The sequence below is a fragment of the Sagittula stellata E-37 genome, from assembly GCF_039724765.1.
Classification (GTDB): Bacteria; Pseudomonadota; Alphaproteobacteria; order Rhodobacterales; family Rhodobacteraceae; genus Sagittula; species Sagittula stellata.
This window is the reverse complement of record NZ_CP155729.1, coordinates 2,325,824-2,342,248: the sequence shown is the minus strand read 5'-3', so window position 1 is coordinate 2,342,248 and position 16,425 is coordinate 2,325,824. Positions and strand designations below refer to the sequence as shown.

Here is a 16,425-nt window from a genome sequence, read left to right as displayed (position 1 = left end):
CATTTCCTCCAAAAAGAACTGGCCCCGGCGGGTGTCCGGGGCCATCTGGTTTGAAACGGTCTGCCGCCCCGGGGTCAACCCCGGGCCGTGCGTCATCCTGCAATCACGGCCCGTGCCGCCGCAATCGCGGCCTCGGCATTCGCGACCGAGGCGCCGCCGCCCTGGGCCATGTCGGGACGTCCGCCGCCCCCCTTGCCGCCCAGCTCCGGCACCGCGGCTTTTACCAGATCGACAGCCGAGAGCGTGCCCTTCAGGTCATCGGTGACGCCTGCGGCCACGGCAGCCTTGCCCCCGGCGTCGGCGATCAGCAGCACCGCACCGGAGCCGAGCCGGGACTTGTGCTCGTCGATCAGCGGCGGCAGGTCCTTGCCGGTCACGCCGGTCAGCACCTGGGCCAGGAACTTCACGCCGCCGATCTCTTCGGCTTCGGGACCCGCGCCTTGCCCGCCACCGGACATGGCCAGTTCGCGACGCAGGCTCGCCACCTCGCTTTCGAGCTTGCGGCGTTCCTCCAGCAGGGTGCGGACGCGGGCCGGGACTTCCGAGGCCGGTGCTTTCATCTCGGCCGCGACGGCGGCCAGCGTCTGGCCCTGCTGTGCCAGGTGGTCGAGCGCGAGCTGCCCGGTGAGCGCCTCGATACGGCGCACGCCGGCCGAAGACGCGCTGTCACCTAGGCAGACGAAGGCGCCGATGTCGCCGGTCTGACGGACGTGCGTGCCGCCGCACAATTCCAGCGAATAGGTGGCGCCGTCGGCCCCCTTGCCGGAACCGGGCTTTGCGCCCATCGAGACCACGCGAACCTCGTCGCCGTACTTCTCGCCGAACAGCGCCTGCGCCCCGATGGCGCGCGCGTCGTCCGGTGTCATGAGGCGCGTCGACACCGGCGTGTTCTGCCGGATGTACGCGTTCACGTCGCGTTCCACATTCTTGATTTCGGACGCGGAAAGCGCCTTGCCGTGGCTGAAGTCGAACCGCAGGCGATCCGGCGCGTTGAGTGACCCGCGCTGTGCGACGTGATCGCCAAGCGCTTCGCGCAGCGCCTCGTGCAGGAGGTGAGTGGCAGAGTGGTTCGCCCGGATAGAGGAGCGGCGGCCATGATCGACCTCCAACGCCAGCGCGTCGCCCTTGGCGAACGTCCCCTTGTTCACCTTAACGAGGTGGGCGAAGACCTTGCCACCGCCCATTTTCTGGGTGTCCTCGACGGTCGCGATCTCGTGCTCGTCTTCGAGGCGCCGCAGCCAGCCGGTGTCGCCCACCTGACCGCCGCTTTCGCCGTAGAAAGGAGTCTGGTTAAGGACGATCCAGCCCTTTTCGCCTTCAGCCAGTGACGTGACCAGCGCGCCATCCTTGACCAGCGCCAGGACCTGGCCCTCTGCCTGCTCCGTGTCATAGCCGAGGAAGTCGGTCGCGCCATGGGTCTCGGCGATGTCGTACCAGACAGCCGTGTCCGCCGCATCGCCCGAACCGGACCACGCTGCCCGGGCGCGCGCCTTCTGTTCGGCCATGGCGGCGTCGAAGCCTTCGATATCGACCGACCGGCCCTTTTCGCGCAGCGCGTCCTGCGTCAGGTCGAGAGGGAAACCGAAGGTGTCATACAGTTTGAACGCGGTCTCGCCGGGCAAAGCCGCGTCATCGCCAAGGCCCGACAGTTCCTCGTCCAGCAGTTTCAGCCCGCGATCGAGCGTCTGCTTGAAGCGGGTCTCTTCGCTCAGCAGAGTCTCTTCGATCATTGCCTGGCCGCGCGACAATTCCGGGTAGGCAGTGCCCATCTGGCGGACAAGCGCGGGGACCAGTCGGTGCATCAGCGGATCCTGCGCGCCCAGCAGGTGGGCGTGGCGCATGGCGCGGCGCATGATCCGGCGCAGCACATAACCGCGCCCGTCGTTGGACGGCATCACCCCGTCCGCGATCAGGAAGGAGGTCGAGCGCAGGTGGTCGGCGATCACCCGGTGGTGCATCTTGCCCGGCCCGTCCGGATCGACAGAGGTGGCCTGGGCGGATGCCTCAATCAGCGAGCGCATCAGGTCGGTATCGTAGTTGTCGTGTTTGCCCTGCAACAGCGCGCCGATCCGCTCCAGCCCCATGCCGGTGTCGATCGACTGCATGTCCAGCGCCTTCATCGAGCCGTCCTCGAACTGCTCGTTCTGCATGAAGACGACGTTCCAGATCTCGATGAAGCGGTCGCCGTCCTCTTCCGGCGATCCCGGAGGGCCGCCCCAGACCTCAGGCCCGTGGTCGTAGAAGATCTCCGTGCAGGGACCGCAAGGCCCGGTGGGGCCCATTTGCCAGAAGTTGTCCGACGTCGCGATCCGGATGATCCGGTCCTCCGGCACGCCGACTTTCTTCCAGATCTCGAAAGCTTCGTCGTCGGTGTGATAGACGGTGGTGTAGATCCGGTTCTTGTCGATCCCGAATTCGCGCGTGATCAGCTCGTAGGCAAAGGGGATCGCCTCGGACTTGAAATAGTCGCCGAACGAGAAATTCCCGAGCATTTCAAAGAACGTATGGTGCCGCGCGGTGTAACCGACGTTGTCCAGATCGTTGTGCTTGCCACCCGCGCGGACGCATTTCTGCGCGGTCGTCGCGCGGTCGTAGTCGCCCTTCTCGACGCCGGTGAAGCGGTTCTTGAACTGCACCATCCCCGAGTTGACGAACATAAGCGTCGGATCGTTGCGCGGCACGAGCGGGCTGGACGGGACGATCTGGTGCCCCTGCTTCTCGAAGTAGTTCAGAAATGTGGAACGGATGTCGTTCAGGCTTGCCATGTCTCGGGGCCTCTTTGCGGGCTATCAGGTCTAGTGGCCTGATGTATCTGCCGTGTGCGCATCTGTCCATGGCAACAAAGGGTTCGGTCCTGCCTTTGAGATATGCCGTCGCTTCGCCATGACATGGTATTCGCGGCTGGTGCGCACGATCCCGTCGATGGCAAAGCTGCCGACCCATCCAGTGGCCGCGTCGGGGCGGTTCCATCGGCCGCTCGGGCGACGACATATCACGTGGTTTGTGCCGCCAAGGCCGCCGAAGGAAGACGCGCTAGCGAAAAGCGGCCGCGAGGATCATGCTGAAAAGGGTTTCCACCTCTTTCTCCGCTTCCAATCCGGATGGCCGTGGTCGCGTCTCTTTCGGGCTGTTCCAGATGTGCGACGCGGCGGGCCGCGCCTTTCCTGGCGGGAGGAGCTCTTGTCCGGTCCCGACACCCACATGTCAATCGGTCGGACCGGGGCGGCCATCGGGGCCCCTTCGGGTAAAGGTGCAGGCGTTCGGCACGACAAAGGGCGCCCCGCAGGACGCCCTCGATTGACTTTCAGAGACGAACCTAACCCCTTGGTCTGGAGTAACTATTCGTCGTCATCGACCATGTCCGGATCATCTTCCGGCATGTGGAACTCCAGCCCGTGCGCTGCGCGGATCTTGTCCTCGATCTCCAGCGCGACACGGCTGTTTTCACGTAGGTAGTTCTTGGCGTTCTCGCGGCCCTGCCCGATGCGTTCATCCCCGTAGGAGAACCAGGCCCCGGACTTGTCCACGACACCGGCCTTCACGCCGAGGTCCAGAAGCTCACCCATCTTGGAGATGCCCTCGCCGTACATGATGTCGAATTCGACCTGCTTGAACGGCGGTGCGACCTTGTTCTTCACCACCTTCACGCGGGTCTGGTTGCCGACCACCTCGTCCCGGTCCTTGATCGCACCGATACGGCGGATGTCGAGCCGCACGGAGGAATAGAATTTCAGCGCATTGCCGCCGGTCGTGGTTTCGGGCGAGCCGAACATGACGCCGATCTTCATGCGGATCTGGTTGATGAAGATCACCATGCAGTTCGACCGGCTGATCGACGCGGTCAGCTTGCGCATCGCCTGGCTCATCAGGCGGGCGTGCACGCCGACAGAGCTGTCGCCCATGTCGCCCTCAAGCTCGGACTTCGGCGTCAGCGCCGCGACCGAGTCGACGACCACGAGGCTGACCGCCCCGGACCGCACCAGCGTGTCGGTGATCTCAAGCGCCTGTTCGCCGGTGTCGGGCTGCGAAATCAGCAGCTCGTCCAGATCGACGCCCAGCTTGCGCGCATACTGCGGATCGAGCGCGTGTTCCGCGTCCACAAAGGCGCAGACGCCGCCCTTCTTCTGTTCCTCGGCCACGACGTGCAGCGTCAGGGTTGTCTTGCCCGACGATTCCGGGCCGTAGATCTCGATGATCCGGCCCTTGGGCAGACCGCCGATCCCCAGCGCGATGTCGAGACCAAGGGAACCGGTCGAGGTCGCCTCGATATCCTTGATCGCGTTCTCGCCGCCCAGCTTCATGATCGAACCCTTGCCGAACTGCCGTTCGATCTGGGCCAGGGCGCTGTCCAGCGCCTTCTGCTTGTCCGCGTTGCGCTTGCTGTCCATACTGAGAAGATCTGCCGTTGCCATTCTTTGGCTCCTTATTCCACACGCACTGCGGCGCGGCAATCGCTGCTTTCGTTCGCCTCTTGTTCTCGTGAACATGAGCACAAAGGCAGAACATTACAAGTCATTTCTTTCCTTCCGCAGCTTGCGTTCTCAGGGTTAAAAGAACGTTGAGCAAACTGAGAGACTTACGCGAATGCTGGTGTTCTGGAAGCAACGACTGGTGATGCTGGCGGTGCCGAAGACCGGGACGTCGGCCTATGCGACGGCGCTTGGGCCGCTGGCGTCGATGGTCGTGTCCGACCCGCCAGAACTGAAACACGCCCCTGTCTACCGCTACAACCGCTTCTTCCGCCCGATGTTCGAGAAGGTCGGCGGCGCGGACATGGAGCTTCTGGCGGTCATCCGGGAACCGATTTCATGGCTCGGGTCGTGGTATCGCTATCGGCAGCGCGGGTTCCTAGACGGCAGGCCCACCTCGACCCGCGACATGACCTTCGACGATTTCTGCCAGGCCTACGCGCAGGGCGACCGCCCGCCCTTCGCCAATGTCGGCAGCCAGGCCAAGTTCGTGGAGCCGCGCCCGAACGGCGTGTCGGTCACGCATCTTTTCAAGTACGAGAATCAGTCCGGTCTGATCGGCTTTCTGGAGGACCGTCTGGGCGTCACGCTGGATCTTCCGCGCGAAAACGTGTCGCCGCGGCGCGACACCGATCTCTCCGCCGCGACCGAGGAAAAGCTGCGCCGCAAATGCGCCGAGGATTTCGATGTCTGGGAACGCGCGATCTGACGGCAAGGGTTTGTCCGGCCGATCAGCGACTTGCCGACGTCAGTTCAACTGCTCGTGCACCGTCTCTGTCAGTTCCGACAGCGAAAATGGCTTGGGCAGGAAGACGGAGTTCGGGATCGCCTCAGACCCTTCACCAAAGGCATCCTCCGCATAGCCCGAGACGAATACGACCCGCGTGTCGGGGCGGCTTTCGCGCGCCTTGCGCACCCATGTCGGCCCGTCCATGCCCGGCATCACCACGTCGGTCACGAAGATGTCGACGGCCAGCTTGTCGTCGTCCAGCGTCCGCAGCGCATCTTCCGCCGTCTCGGCCTCGATCACCGTGTAGCCGCGCAGACGGAGGGCGCGGGCCGCGAAGGCGCGCACCGGCGCTTCGTCCTCGACCAGCAACACCACGCCCGACCCCTTCTGCGGCAGGCGCGATTCGTCTTTGACCGCCGCCGGCAGCGCCTTTTCCGCAACGACGTCATGGGCGGGCAGCATCAGGGTAAAGCAGGTGCCCTGCCCGACCACACTGTCCACGAAGATGAAGCCGCCGGTCTGCTTGACGATGCCGTAAACCGTGGACAGGCCCAGCCCCGTGCCTTCACCCGTCCGCTTCGTGGTAAAGAACGGCTCGAACACTTTCTGCAGCTTGTCGGCGGGGATACCCACGCCCTCGTCGATCACCCGGACAGACACATAGGTGCCCGGAGCCACCACCGCGCGGTCGCGCTTCAACGGTTCACGCAGCAGGCGGCGCTCTGTCTCGACCAGGATCTCTCCGCCTTCGGGCATCGCGTCGCGAGCGTTCACCACGAGGTTCATCATCACCTGCTCAAGCTGCCTGCGGTCGCCCCGGACCGGCGGCAGCGCCGGATCGTGGCGCAGCGTCAGGCGCACCTTCTCGCCCACCAGCCGGTTCAGAAGATGCGCGAGGTCCGACAGCGTGTCCCGCAGGTCCAGCACTTCGGGCTGCATCGTCTGCTTGCGCGAGAATGCAAGCAACTGCCCCACCAGCGCCGCCGCGCGGTTGGCGTTCTGGTTGATCTGCACGAGGTCGCCATAATCCGGATCGCCCTGGTCATGGCGCAAGAGCAACAGGTCGCAATGCCCTGAAATCGCTGTCAGAAGGTTGTTGAAGTCATGCGCAACACCGCCCGCAAGCTGGCCGATGGCCTGCATCTTCTGGCTTTGCACGAATTGCGCTTCGAGCGTCTTGAGCTCTGTCGCGTCGTTCAGGACCGCGACCAGCCGCTTCTCGCCGTCCTCGGTCACGCGGTTGAGCGTCACCTGGACAAAGACCTCGCGGTCCGCGCGGGTCAGGCGCAGAAACTCCGACCGGTGCAGGCCGCGTCCGTCCGCCGCCTCCTGCAACCAGTCCTTGATGGCGCGGCCCAGCCCTTCCATGTGTTCGGCAAGCTGGCCGGGCGCCGTCGTGCTGCCCAGATCGAGCATCCGCCGCGCTTCCGGGTTGGCCCGCAGGATGGCCCCGTCGGGAGACACCTTCAGGAGGGGCACGGGCAAGCCGTCGAAGGTGCCGACGCTGTCTTCCGGCTCAGCCTCTGCCGCGATGGGAGAGAGCACCAGTTCGATCCGCCCCGCCCCGATATCGGTGGACTGCACCAGCACCCGTTGTTCACCGTCCGCATTGCTGAGGTGGTGCACGCCGCCTGACCGCAATGGCAGATCGACGAACACATCTTCAAGCCGCTTCGCCCGTCCGCCGACAAGACTGCGCGCGGCGGCGTTCATGTAAAGCACGGCACCGTTCCGGCCCAGCGACATCAGGGCCAGATCGCTGCGCATCGTTCCGGCGCTGCGCTGCGCCTCCGATTCCAGCCGCCAAAGCACCGCCTCGCGAGAGAACCGTTTGACGTATATGCGAAATCCTTCGGAGTGACTGGTCACATCTTCCATGGCGAAGCCGTTTGTCAGGCTCTTCTGCCAAAGCCGGTAGAGGATGCCCTCGCTGCTCGCGAAGACGTCGCGAAGCAGTTGTGACAGCGCCTCTCCCTTCGCGGGCTGGAAACGGCTGCGGGCGGCGGCGTTGGCGTGCCGCAGTTCGCCGCTGTCGTCGCAAATGAAGCAGAAGCCCGGCTCCGTCTCCGTGAATTCGGCAAGACGCGCCAGCATGCGGCGGTTCCGGCCGGACTGGTAGAGGTCCAGGGTCAGCCAGATCAGCGCCACACCGGACAGGGCACATGTCACGGCAAGGGCGGCCACTTGCACCTCTTGCGCGCTTGCCCATTGCGAAACCCAAAGCGCAAGGGCCGCAATGGCGATAAGGATCACCGCCCCGATAATCGGGCTCAGCCTATGCAACTTGTTGCCGGAACGGGCGATGACGTCCTCCACAACTGGCTTTCGCCTCGAATCGCTTTCATACATTCGACTGCGGAGAAGTTAATGCCGAATTAACCGCGACAGGAAGCGAGGCGAAATTCAGCTTCAGATTGCGGAATTCAGGCGCGACCGGAGATCAGGCAGCAGACGAAGAACCCGTCGCCACCGTCCGAAGGCAAGAACTGGCGCGACGGTCCTCGGCGCCAGCCCGGTCGTTCCGCGAGGAACCGGGCCACCTGAGCCTCGTTTTCGGCGGCCAGCACCGAACAGGTGGCATAGGCCAGGCAACCGCCGGGCGCGACAAACGATGCACAGGTGGCAAGGATGTCAGCCTGGATGCTCTGCAAATCCGTCAGGCGATCTTCGGTGAGGCGCCATTTGCCCTCGGGCGCGCGGCGCCACGCGCCGCTGCCCGAACAGGGCACATCGGCAATCACGAGATCGAAGGCCCCTTCGGGCTGTCGGGTCACCGTGACCTTCGCTCCGGCCCGCGCCGCCCGCTGCGGCAGGTCGGACATCCGGCCCGGATCGGCGTCATGGGCAAAGAGAGCGGCCCCGGGGAGCCGTGCGGCCAGAGCCAGCGTCTTGCCCCCGCCCCCGGCGCAAAAGTCGAGCACGCGGCCCGCCCCCTCTGGGGGAATCAGGTCGACGACCGCCTGACTGGCGGCGTCCTGAAGCTCCACCCAGCCGTCGGTGAAGGCCCCGGTGCGCACCAGTCCCCGCGCACAGGACAGGACCTCCAGCGCGGTGGGCGACAGTGTGTGTGGCGCGGTCTCTACCCCTTCGGCCGCAAGACGATCCCGCGCCGCCGCCAGAGCGCATTTCAGGGTGTTCACGCGCAGGAAGACCGGCGCCCGTTCGCGCAGGGCCAGCGCGGTGGGACCGGCGGCTTCGCCCAGATCCGACCGGAACCGGTCCGCCAGCCAGTCCGGCAAGTCCCAGGCATCGGCGCCGTCCGGCATGCGACCGGCGGCGCGCTCCGCCTCGGTCAGCGGGGCCGGTGCATGGCCCTTGCCGTCGAACAGTGTGTCGGGATCGATGCCGCGCAGGCGCAACAGCCCGAGCATCCGGGCGCGCCCATGTTCTCCGCCGCCCTTGACCGCCGTCGATCGCCACATCCGCAGCACGTCGAAGACATGGTCGCGTACGGCGGCACGGTCCTTCGACCCGGCAAAACGCGACGTCCGGCCCCATGTCGTGAGCGCCTTCTCGGCGGCCTCGCCCGCGACGATCCGGTCGATCAGCTCTGCGGCGGCCTGTATGCGGGCCGCCGGCGTCACAGGGGCACCCGCGCGAAGCCGCCCCTGTCCCGCGTGAGCCGCGCGAATTTCCGCGGGCCCAGCATGTGGCAGCCGGACCAGACCGATCCCTCTGCGGCGACGCGGGACAGCGCCTCCCGCCGCGTTGCGGCCGCCTGCACCGGGTCAACGTCATAACTCGGTGCCAGATCCGGGTCGGGCAGTTGCAGCGCCTCGGAATGCACGATGTCCGCCACGATCACCAGCCCGCCGATGCGCAGGCCGCTGTGGCCAGGCGTGTGCCCCGGCAGGTGCCAGAGCCGTATCCCGTGGCCAAGATCGGCACCGTCGTCCAGCGGCACGAGCCGCTTCGCCTCTGCCACGAGGCGGCCGCCGGGCGCATCCTTGCCGCGCCAGTGGTCCGCCTCGGCGCCGTGCATGAGGATCTCCGCCTGCGGAAAGATCAGCCCGCCTTCCCCGAAGGCGCCGCCGACATGGTCGCCATGCAGGTGCGTGAAGATGATCCTGTCGACGTCGTCCGGCGCAATCCCGAGCTCGGCCATGATGCGGACCGTATGGCCCGCGTCCGCGCCCACCAGCGAACCGCACCCCGTATCCACCAGGTCGATCCCGCCCGGGTGGCGCAGCAGATATGTGTTGAAGGCGATGTCGATGTCCCCAAGACCCCACGCCTGAAGGCGCGCACCGCGCGTCTCCGCGTCGAGCGTCGGGAAGATCTCCGGCGGCAGAACCTTGCCGCCGTCGGTCAGGCAAAGGACTTCGACATCGCCGGAGACGAAGCGATCCACCGACGGGTTCAGCGCGTCGTCCATCAGCCGATCCGGTAGTTGGGCGACTCGCGGGTGATCTGCACGTCGTGCACGTGGCTTTCCTTCAGGCCGGCGCCTGTGATCTTCACGAAGGTGCAGTTGCGCCGCATGTCCTCGACCGTCGCGTTGCCGGTATAGCCCATCGCCGCGCGCAGGCCGCCCACAAGCTGGTGGATCACCGTGCCCGCCGGGCCCTTGTACGGCACCTGCCCCTCGATGCCCTCGGGCACCAGCTTGTCGGAGGCCGCGTCCTTCTGGAAATACCGGTCCGCCGAACCGCGTGCCATGGCGCCAAGCGACCCCATGCCGCGATAGGCCTTGAACGACCGGCCCTGGTACAGAATGACCTCGCCCGGGCTTTCGTCGGTGCCCGCGATCATCGAGCCGACCATGGCGCAGGAGGCCCCGGCGGCGATGGCCTTGGCGAAGTCGCCGGAGAACTTGATGCCACCGTCGGCGATCACCGGGACGTCGCCCGCCGCCTTGGCGCAGTCCATGATGGCCGTCAGCTGCGGCATGCCGACACCCGCCACCATCCGCGTCGTGCAGATCGAGCCCGGTCCGATGCCCACCTTCACCGCGTCGGCGCCCGCGTCGATCAGCGCCATGGTGGCCTCTGCCGTCGCCACGTTGCCCGCAATGACCTGCACTTCGTTCGACAACCGCTTGGCCCGCGACACGGCCTCCAGAACCCCACGGGAGTGGCCGTGCGCGGTGTCCACGACGATGATGTCGACACCGGCGTCGACCAGTGCCTCCGACCGCTCGTAGCCCGCATCGCCGACGCCCGAAGCCGCCGCGACCCGCAGCCGCCCCAGCGCATCCTTGCAGGCGGTCGGGTTCAGCACGGCCTTCTCGGTGTCCTTCAGGGTCAGAAGCCCGGTCAGCTTGCCGTTCTTGTCGGTGACAAGCAGCTTTTCGATCCGGCGTGCACGCATCAGGCTGATCGCCTCCTCGCGGTCGGCAGGCTCGGTCAGGATCGCCAGCCGCTCCGTCGTCATCATCGCCCGGACCGGGGTCTCGTCTTTCTGGGCAAAGCGCATGTCGCGGTTGGTCACGATCCCCACGACGCGATGCTTCTCGTCCACCACCGGGAAGCCGGAAAAGCCGTAACGCTCCGTCAGCGCCTTGGCGTCCGCCAGCGTCTGTTCCGGGGTCAGGGTGACGGGATTGTAGACGATCCCGGATTCGAAGCGCTTCACCCTGCGGACCTCGCGGGCCTGCGTCTCCACATCGAGGTTCTTGTGGATCACGCCGATGCCGCCAGCCTGCGCCATGGTGATCGCCATCCGGCTTTCGGTCACGGTGTCCATGGCCGAGCTGAGCAGCGGAATGTTCATCTTGATCGACTTCGTCACCCGGGTACGCGTGTCCGCCGTGGACGGCAGCACCACGGATGCGGCGGGAACAAGAAGAACGTCATCGAAGGTGAGCGCCTCGCGAATCTCCATTGGAAGTCTCCTTTGGGAGGGGATCGGTTGGCACGTCCCTATTGCATGGCCCGTGAGGGAGGGAAACCCCCAAACCGCCGCCACGTCATGAGGCCAAGGCGAGGCGCGGTGCGGGCATGTAGCGCCCAGCGCCCCGACCAACCTGGCCTGTCTTCGGCCGCGCCCGGACCATGGGAGGGCGCGGGATGCGGAAGCCGAAGGCACCTGCGCCCAAGGACAGACCCGCCGCCCGATCCCGCTTGCCCGGTCTCGTTCACCGTTGCAGGGTCGCGCAGAGAGGAGATCCCCATGACACATGGCTACGATTCCGGCCGCCTGAACCTGCCCTTTACCGGCATCTGCACCTTTGCCCGCAGCCCGTACCAGCCGGACTGGAGCGCGCTCGACGCCGATGTCGCGATCCTCGGGGCGCCCTACGATGCGGGCACGCAATGGCGCGCGGGTGCCCGCTTCGGTCCGCGTGGCGTGCGCGAAGCGTCGACCCTGTTCAGCTTCGGCCATGCCGGCGCCTACGACCACGAGGACGACGTCACCTACCTCGAAGGGGTGCGGATCGTCGACATGGGCGACGCCGACATCGTGCACACCGACACGGAGACCAGCCACGCCAACATCCGCAAGGGCGTGGAGGCTGCGCTGAAGGCAGGCACCCTGCCCGTCACCATCGGCGGCGACCATTCAATCAACATTCCCTGCATCGAGGCCTACGAGGGCCAAGCGCCTTTCCACGTCCTGCAGATCGACGCGCATCTCGATTTCGTCGATGTCCGGCACGGCGTGACGCGCGGCCACGGCAACCCGATGCGCCGCGCCTCGGAAAAGCCATGGGTCAGCGGGTTGACGCAGCTCGGCATCCGCAACGTGTCCTCAACCGCGCGCGAGGGATACGAGGACGCGCGCGCAAGGGGGTCGGACATTCTGTCCGTGCGGCAGGTGCGCAAGCTCGGGCCGGAGGCGACCGCCGCCCGCATTCCTGAAGGCGTGCCGGTCTACATCACCATCGACATCGACGCCTTCTGCCCGTCGATCGCGCCGGGGACGGGCACGCCCAGCCACGGCGGTTTCCTCTACTATGACGTGTTGGAGGTCCTCCAGCAGGTCGCGCGGTCCCACAAGGTCGTGGGCATCGACCTGGTGGAGGTCGCCCCGGACTACGACCCCACCGGCTCCACCTCCATCCTCGCGGCGCAGGTGCTGCTGAACCTCCTCGGGTTCATCTTCGCCAAGGGCTGAGCGACACAGGAACCCGCGCCGGGACAAATGCGCGCGCCCCGTCTAGCGCGCGGCCCGTCCGCAGCGGAAAGATCAGCCATCCTCCGCCGCGTCGCAGCGTCCTTGCGGCAAAAGCCCTTGCCGTCACGGCCCCGTCGCGGTTTGCTGGCATCCGAGCAGCAGACATCCGGAGGCACGACAATGACCGCCCCACTCAAAGGCTACACCATCCTCGACCTGAGCCATGTCCTCGCGGGGCCCTTCTGCACCGTGACCCTGGCCGACATGGGCGCCACCGTCATCAAGGTGGAGCCACCCGAAGCCGGCGACGACACCCGCGCCTTCCCGCCCTTCAAGGACGGCAAGTCGGCGTATTTCGCCGCGATCAACCATGGCAAGAAATCCATCGCGCTCAACCTCAAGGAAGACAACGACCGCGCGATCTTTGAAAAGCTGCTGCCGCGTGCCGACGTGATCGTCGAGAACTACCGCCCCGGAGTGATGGAACGGCTGGGCTACGGGTGGGAGACCCTGCACGCCACATACCCCCGGCTGATCTATGGCGCTGTCTCCGGCTTCGGCCACACCGGTCCGGACGCCAAGCGCCCGGCCTACGACATGGTCGTTCAGGCGCGTGGCGGTGTCATGTCGATCACCGGCGAGAAGGACCGCGACCCAGTGCGCGTCGGGGCATCCATCGGCGACATCGTGGCGGGCATGTTCCTGACGCAGGGCATCCTCGCCGCCCTTCTGGACCGCGACCGCACCGGAAAGGGCCGCAAGGTCGACGTCGCCATGCTCGACAGCCAACTCGCGATCCTGGAACACGCCGTGGCGCTGACGACCGTCACCGGCAAGGCGCCCGGCCCGTCCGGTGCACGCCACCCCTCGATCACCCCCTTCGAAACCTTCCACGCCTCCGACGGGCTGTTCGTGATCGCCGCCGGAAACGACCGGCTGTTCGAACGGCTCTGCATCGCGCTGAACCTGCCGATTTCCGACGACGACCGCTTTGCCACCAACCCGGCACGCTGCAAGAACGCCCGCCTGCTGAAACGACTGATCGAGGCGGTGACGCTGGAAAACACGCGGGCACACTGGATCGCCAAGCTGACAGCGGCGGGCATTCCGACCGGCCCCATCCAGTCCATCGACCAGGTGCTGAAGGACCCGCAGATCCTTGCGCGGAACATGGTTGTCGATGTGCTCGACAAGAATGGGCGGCAGGCGTTCAAGGCCGCAGGCAATCCGATCAAGATGACCGACGCGCCCGATCCGACCTCACGCGGTCCGGCCCCGGACCTCGACGGGAACCGTGGCGAAATCCTGCGCTGGCTGGAGCAATCCTGACCCGCCCCCCTCCTGTCGGGCCGGCGCAGTGCGAAACCGTTGACTTATTCATATATTCGTAAATGATATTTCGAGAGTCCGTATGGGCTCGTGAACGGCTGCGGGGGCAGGAGGACACCCCCCGCACCAAGGGAGGACAACCAATGAGACTAATCGCAAAGGCGCTTTTCGCGCTGACGTTCGGTATTTTCGTTTTGGCCCAGCCCGCGCTGGCGAACGAGCGCTACGGCACGCAAAAGGTCGTCTACCACATCAATGGCAACGGCGGCAAAGACAGCAAGGCCTACATGGGTGCGATGCGCAACATCCAGAACCACATCAACGCGGTGGGCGCCGAAAACCTCGACGTCGTCGTGGTGATGCACGGCAATGGCGTGGGCCTCGTGATGAACGCGAAGGACGACGACCGGCTGCAGACCTCCATCGGTTCGCTCAAGAGCCAGAACGTCGCCTTCCACGTCTGCAACAACACGCTCGAAGGCCGCAACATCAACTACAGCGACGACCTCTACGACGTCTGGGAGGAAGACATCGTGCCGTCCGGCGTGGCAGAGCTGTCGCGACTTCAGGCCATGGGCTACACCTACATCAAGCCCTGAGACGCACCGTTTCGGTTGACGGCAGACGGCGGGGCCCACGGGGCGCCGCCGTTCGCATTTCAGGCCCTCTCCGCCGCAATCCCGCCGCCCCATGCCGCGATCCGGCCTTTCGCTCGCCCGCGCAGCCGCTATGTTCCGCGACGACGGACCCAGACTGTACGCGGAGCGACCATGGCCCAGGACCCCCTCGTGATCTTCACCCCTTCGGGCAAACGCGGTCGTTTCCCGGTGGGTACGCCCGTGCTGACCGCGGCACGGCAACTGGGGGTCGATCTCGATTCGGTCTGCGGCGGGCGCGGCATCTGCTCCAAGTGCCAGATCACACCGTCCTATGGCGATTTTTCCAAGCACGGGGTGCACGTCGCGCAGGACGCGCTGTCCGAATGTAACAGCGTCGAGGAACGCTACGACCGCGTGCGCGGGCTAAAGACCGGGCGTCGCCTCGGTTGTCAGGCCACCGTGCAGTCCGACGTGGTGATCGACGTGCCGCCCGAAAGTCAGGTGCACCGCCAGGTGGTCCGCAAGGCCGCCGCCGACCGCGTGATCGAGATGGACCCGGCCACCCGCCTCTTCTACGTCGAGGTGGCAGAGCCCGACATGCACGATCCGACCGGCGACCAGCAACGGCTGGCAAAGGCGCTCTCCGAACAGTGGGAGGTCGACGACCTGGAGGTCGATCCGAAGATTCTGCCCGTCCTGCAGAAGGTCCTGCGCAAAGGCGACTGGAAGGTGACGGTCGCGCTGCACCGTTCTCATGCCGAAGCCCGCCCCCGCCTGATCGCCCTCTGGCCCGGCTTGCACGAGGCCGGGATCTTCGGGCTGGCCATCGACCTCGGCTCCACCACCATCGCCGCGCACCTGACGAACCTCGACACCGGGGCTGTCGTCACCTCGGCGGGCATCATGAACCCGCAGATCCGCTTCGGCGAGGACCTCATGTCCCGCGTGTCCTACGCGATGATGAACCCCGGCGGCGAACGCGAGATGACCGCCGCCGTGCGCGAGGCCATCGACACTCTGACCGCCGACATCGCGAAGGAGGCCGGGATCGACGCCGGGCTGATCCTGGAGACGGTGTTTGTCTGCAATCCCGTGATGCACCACCTGCTGCTGGGCATCGACCCGGTGGAACTGGGACAGGCGCCCTTTGCGCTCGCGACCTCCGATGCATTGCACTTTTCGGCGGTGGAACTGGGCCTGACCGCCCTGCCCGCACCGGCGCGGATCTACATCCTGCCCTGCATCGCCGGGCACGTTGGCGCCGACGCCGCCGCCGTGGCACTGGCCGAACAGCCCGGCAAGTCCGAAGACCTCGCCCTGATCGTCGATGTGGGCACCAACGCCGAGATCCTGCTGGGCGATACCTCGCGGACGCTGGCCTGTTCCTCGCCCACGGGTCCCGCCTTCGAAGGCGCGCAGATTTCTTCCGGCCAACGCGCCGCCCCCGGCGCGATCGAGGCGATCCGCATCGACCCGGCGACCAGGGAACCGCGCTTCCGTGTCATCGGCTGCGATCTCTGGTCCGACGAAGACGGCTTTGCCGACGCCACCGCGCAGACCGGCATCACCGGTATCTGCGGTTCCGGCATCATCGAGGCGGTGGCCGAGATGCGCATGGCCGGGCTGCTCGACCCCTCGGGCCTTATCGGCTCGGCGGAGGCGACGGGCTCCGAACGCTGCCTGCCCGCGGGCCGGACGCACGAATACCTGATCCATGACGGCACCGCCGGCGGCGGCCCGAAGATCACCGTGACCCAGGGCGATATCCGCGCCATCCAGCTTGCCAAATCCGCACTCTACGCCGGGGCGCGGCTTCTGATGGACACGCGCGGCGTCGACAAGGTCGACCGCGTGGTGCTGGCCGGGGCCTTCGGCGCGCATATTTCTCCGAAACACGCCATGGTGCTGGGGATGATCCCGGACGTGCCGCTGGACAAGGTGACATCGGCAGGCAACGCCGCCGGAACCGGTGCGCGCATCGCGCTATGTTCGCTCAAGGCACGGCGCGAGATCGAGGCGACAGTACGCCGGATCACCAAGGTCGAAACCGCCATCGAACCGAAATTTCAGGAACACTTCGTCGCCGCGAACGCGATCCCGCACGCCACCGATCCCTTCCCGGAACTGAAGAAGGTGGTGCCCCTGCCCCAGGTGTGCTTCAACGCGGGCGGAGACGGATCTGGCGGCGGGCGCAGGCGGCGCCGCGGCTGAACTCCGGCGCGCCGACGCCACCGCGATCGAG

11 protein-coding genes are annotated in these 16,425 nt (G+C 66.2%); 5 read left to right on the top strand and 6 right to left on the bottom strand.

All coding sequences use genetic code 11. From position 1 onward, the window contains the following. Window positions 1-92: 92 nt before the first annotated feature. Both alaS and recA read right to left on the bottom strand, forming a co-directional pair. Window positions 93-2,765, bottom strand: a complete 2,673-nt coding sequence (gene alaS, locus ABFK29_RS11125) for an alanine--tRNA ligase (RefSeq protein ID WP_005857967.1) — start codon at window positions 2,763-2,765, stop codon at window positions 93-95. Window positions 2,766-3,338: 573 nt separating this feature from the next. Then, entirely contained in the window at window positions 3,339-4,412 is a 1,074-nt protein-coding gene (gene recA / locus ABFK29_RS11120; RefSeq protein WP_040604384.1) for a recombinase RecA, read from the bottom strand. Between the two features lie 172 nt (window positions 4,413-4,584). Here recA and ABFK29_RS11115 point away from each other — a divergent pair, with 172 nt between their 5' ends. Next, a complete protein-coding gene (locus tag ABFK29_RS11115; protein WP_005857960.1) occupies window positions 4,585-5,178 on the top strand; it encodes a hypothetical protein in 594 nt (197 codons plus the stop codon). Window positions 5,179-5,217: 39 nt separating this feature from the next. On the opposite strand, the gene ABFK29_RS11110 is transcribed toward ABFK29_RS11115, so the two are convergent. From ABFK29_RS11110 to guaB, 4 genes are all read right to left on the bottom strand, one after another. Continuing rightward, a complete protein-coding gene (locus ABFK29_RS11110) occupies window positions 5,218-7,515 on the bottom strand; it encodes a hybrid sensor histidine kinase/response regulator (RefSeq protein ID WP_005857958.1) in 2,298 nt (765 codons plus the stop codon). Window positions 7,516-7,622: 107 nt separating this feature from the next. Further along, the gene (locus tag ABFK29_RS11105) at window positions 7,623-8,783 is read right to left on the bottom strand and encodes an RsmB/NOP family class I SAM-dependent RNA methyltransferase (RefSeq protein WP_005857956.1); all 1,161 of its coding nucleotides are present in this window, start codon (window positions 8,781-8,783) and stop codon (window positions 7,623-7,625) included. Continuing rightward, the gene (locus tag ABFK29_RS11100; protein ID WP_005857954.1) at window positions 8,780-9,574 is read right to left on the bottom strand and encodes an MBL fold metallo-hydrolase; all 795 of its coding nucleotides are present in this window, start codon (window positions 9,572-9,574) and stop codon (window positions 8,780-8,782) included. The genes ABFK29_RS11105 and ABFK29_RS11100 overlap by 4 nt, the downstream gene beginning before the upstream one ends. Further along, window positions 9,574-11,022: an IMP dehydrogenase gene (gene guaB / locus ABFK29_RS11095; RefSeq protein ID WP_005857952.1), complete on the bottom strand. Its 1,449-nt coding sequence runs from the start codon at window positions 11,020-11,022 to the stop codon at window positions 9,574-9,576. Before guaB ends, ABFK29_RS11100 begins: the two co-directional genes overlap by 1 nt. A 288-nt stretch (window positions 11,023-11,310) precedes the next feature. Between guaB and speB the strand changes: the two genes are divergently transcribed. The 4 genes from speB to ABFK29_RS11075 all read left to right on the top strand — a co-directional run bounded on the left by speB (window position 11,311) and on the right by ABFK29_RS11075 (window position 16,394). Next, window positions 11,311-12,255, top strand: a complete 945-nt coding sequence (gene speB, locus ABFK29_RS11090) for an agmatinase (RefSeq protein WP_005857950.1) — start codon at window positions 11,311-11,313, stop codon at window positions 12,253-12,255. A 180-nt stretch (window positions 12,256-12,435) separates the two neighbouring features. Next, the gene (locus ABFK29_RS11085) at window positions 12,436-13,584 is read left to right on the top strand and encodes a CaiB/BaiF CoA transferase family protein (RefSeq protein WP_005857948.1); all 1,149 of its coding nucleotides are present in this window, start codon (window positions 12,436-12,438) and stop codon (window positions 13,582-13,584) included. Window positions 13,585-13,727: 143 nt separating this feature from the next. Continuing rightward, window positions 13,728-14,183, top strand: coding sequence for a DsrE family protein (locus tag ABFK29_RS11080; protein ID WP_005857947.1), 456 nt, complete (start codon window positions 13,728-13,730; stop codon window positions 14,181-14,183). Between the two features lie 171 nt (window positions 14,184-14,354). Continuing rightward, window positions 14,355-16,394: an ASKHA domain-containing protein gene (locus ABFK29_RS11075; RefSeq protein ID WP_005857945.1), complete on the top strand. Its 2,040-nt coding sequence runs from the start codon at window positions 14,355-14,357 to the stop codon at window positions 16,392-16,394. Window positions 16,395-16,425 lie beyond the last annotated feature (31 nt).

Excerpts from the sequence above, each read along its gene's own strand:
- alaS (WP_005857967.1), bottom strand. The coding sequence starts at position 2,765 with ATGGCAAGCCTGAACGACATCCGTTCCACATTTCTGAACTACTTCGAG.
- recA (WP_040604384.1), bottom strand. The coding sequence starts at position 4,412 with ATGGCAACGGCAGATCTTCTCAGTATGGACAGCAAGCGCAACGCGGAC.
- ABFK29_RS11115 (WP_005857960.1), top strand. The coding sequence starts at position 4,585 with ATGCTGGTGTTCTGGAAGCAACGACTGGTGATGCTGGCGGTGCCGAAG.
- ABFK29_RS11100 (WP_005857954.1), bottom strand. The coding sequence starts at position 9,574 with ATGGACGACGCGCTGAACCCGTCGGTGGATCGCTTCGTCTCCGGCGAT.
- guaB (WP_005857952.1), bottom strand. The coding sequence starts at position 11,022 with ATGGAGATTCGCGAGGCGCTCACCTTCGATGACGTTCTTCTTGTTCCC.
- speB (WP_005857950.1), top strand. The coding sequence starts at position 11,311 with ATGACACATGGCTACGATTCCGGCCGCCTGAACCTGCCCTTTACCGGC.
- ABFK29_RS11085 (WP_005857948.1), top strand. The coding sequence starts at position 12,436 with ATGACCGCCCCACTCAAAGGCTACACCATCCTCGACCTGAGCCATGTC.
- ABFK29_RS11080 (WP_005857947.1), top strand. The coding sequence starts at position 13,728 with ATGAGACTAATCGCAAAGGCGCTTTTCGCGCTGACGTTCGGTATTTTC.
- ABFK29_RS11075 (WP_005857945.1), top strand. The coding sequence starts at position 14,355 with ATGGCCCAGGACCCCCTCGTGATCTTCACCCCTTCGGGCAAACGCGGT.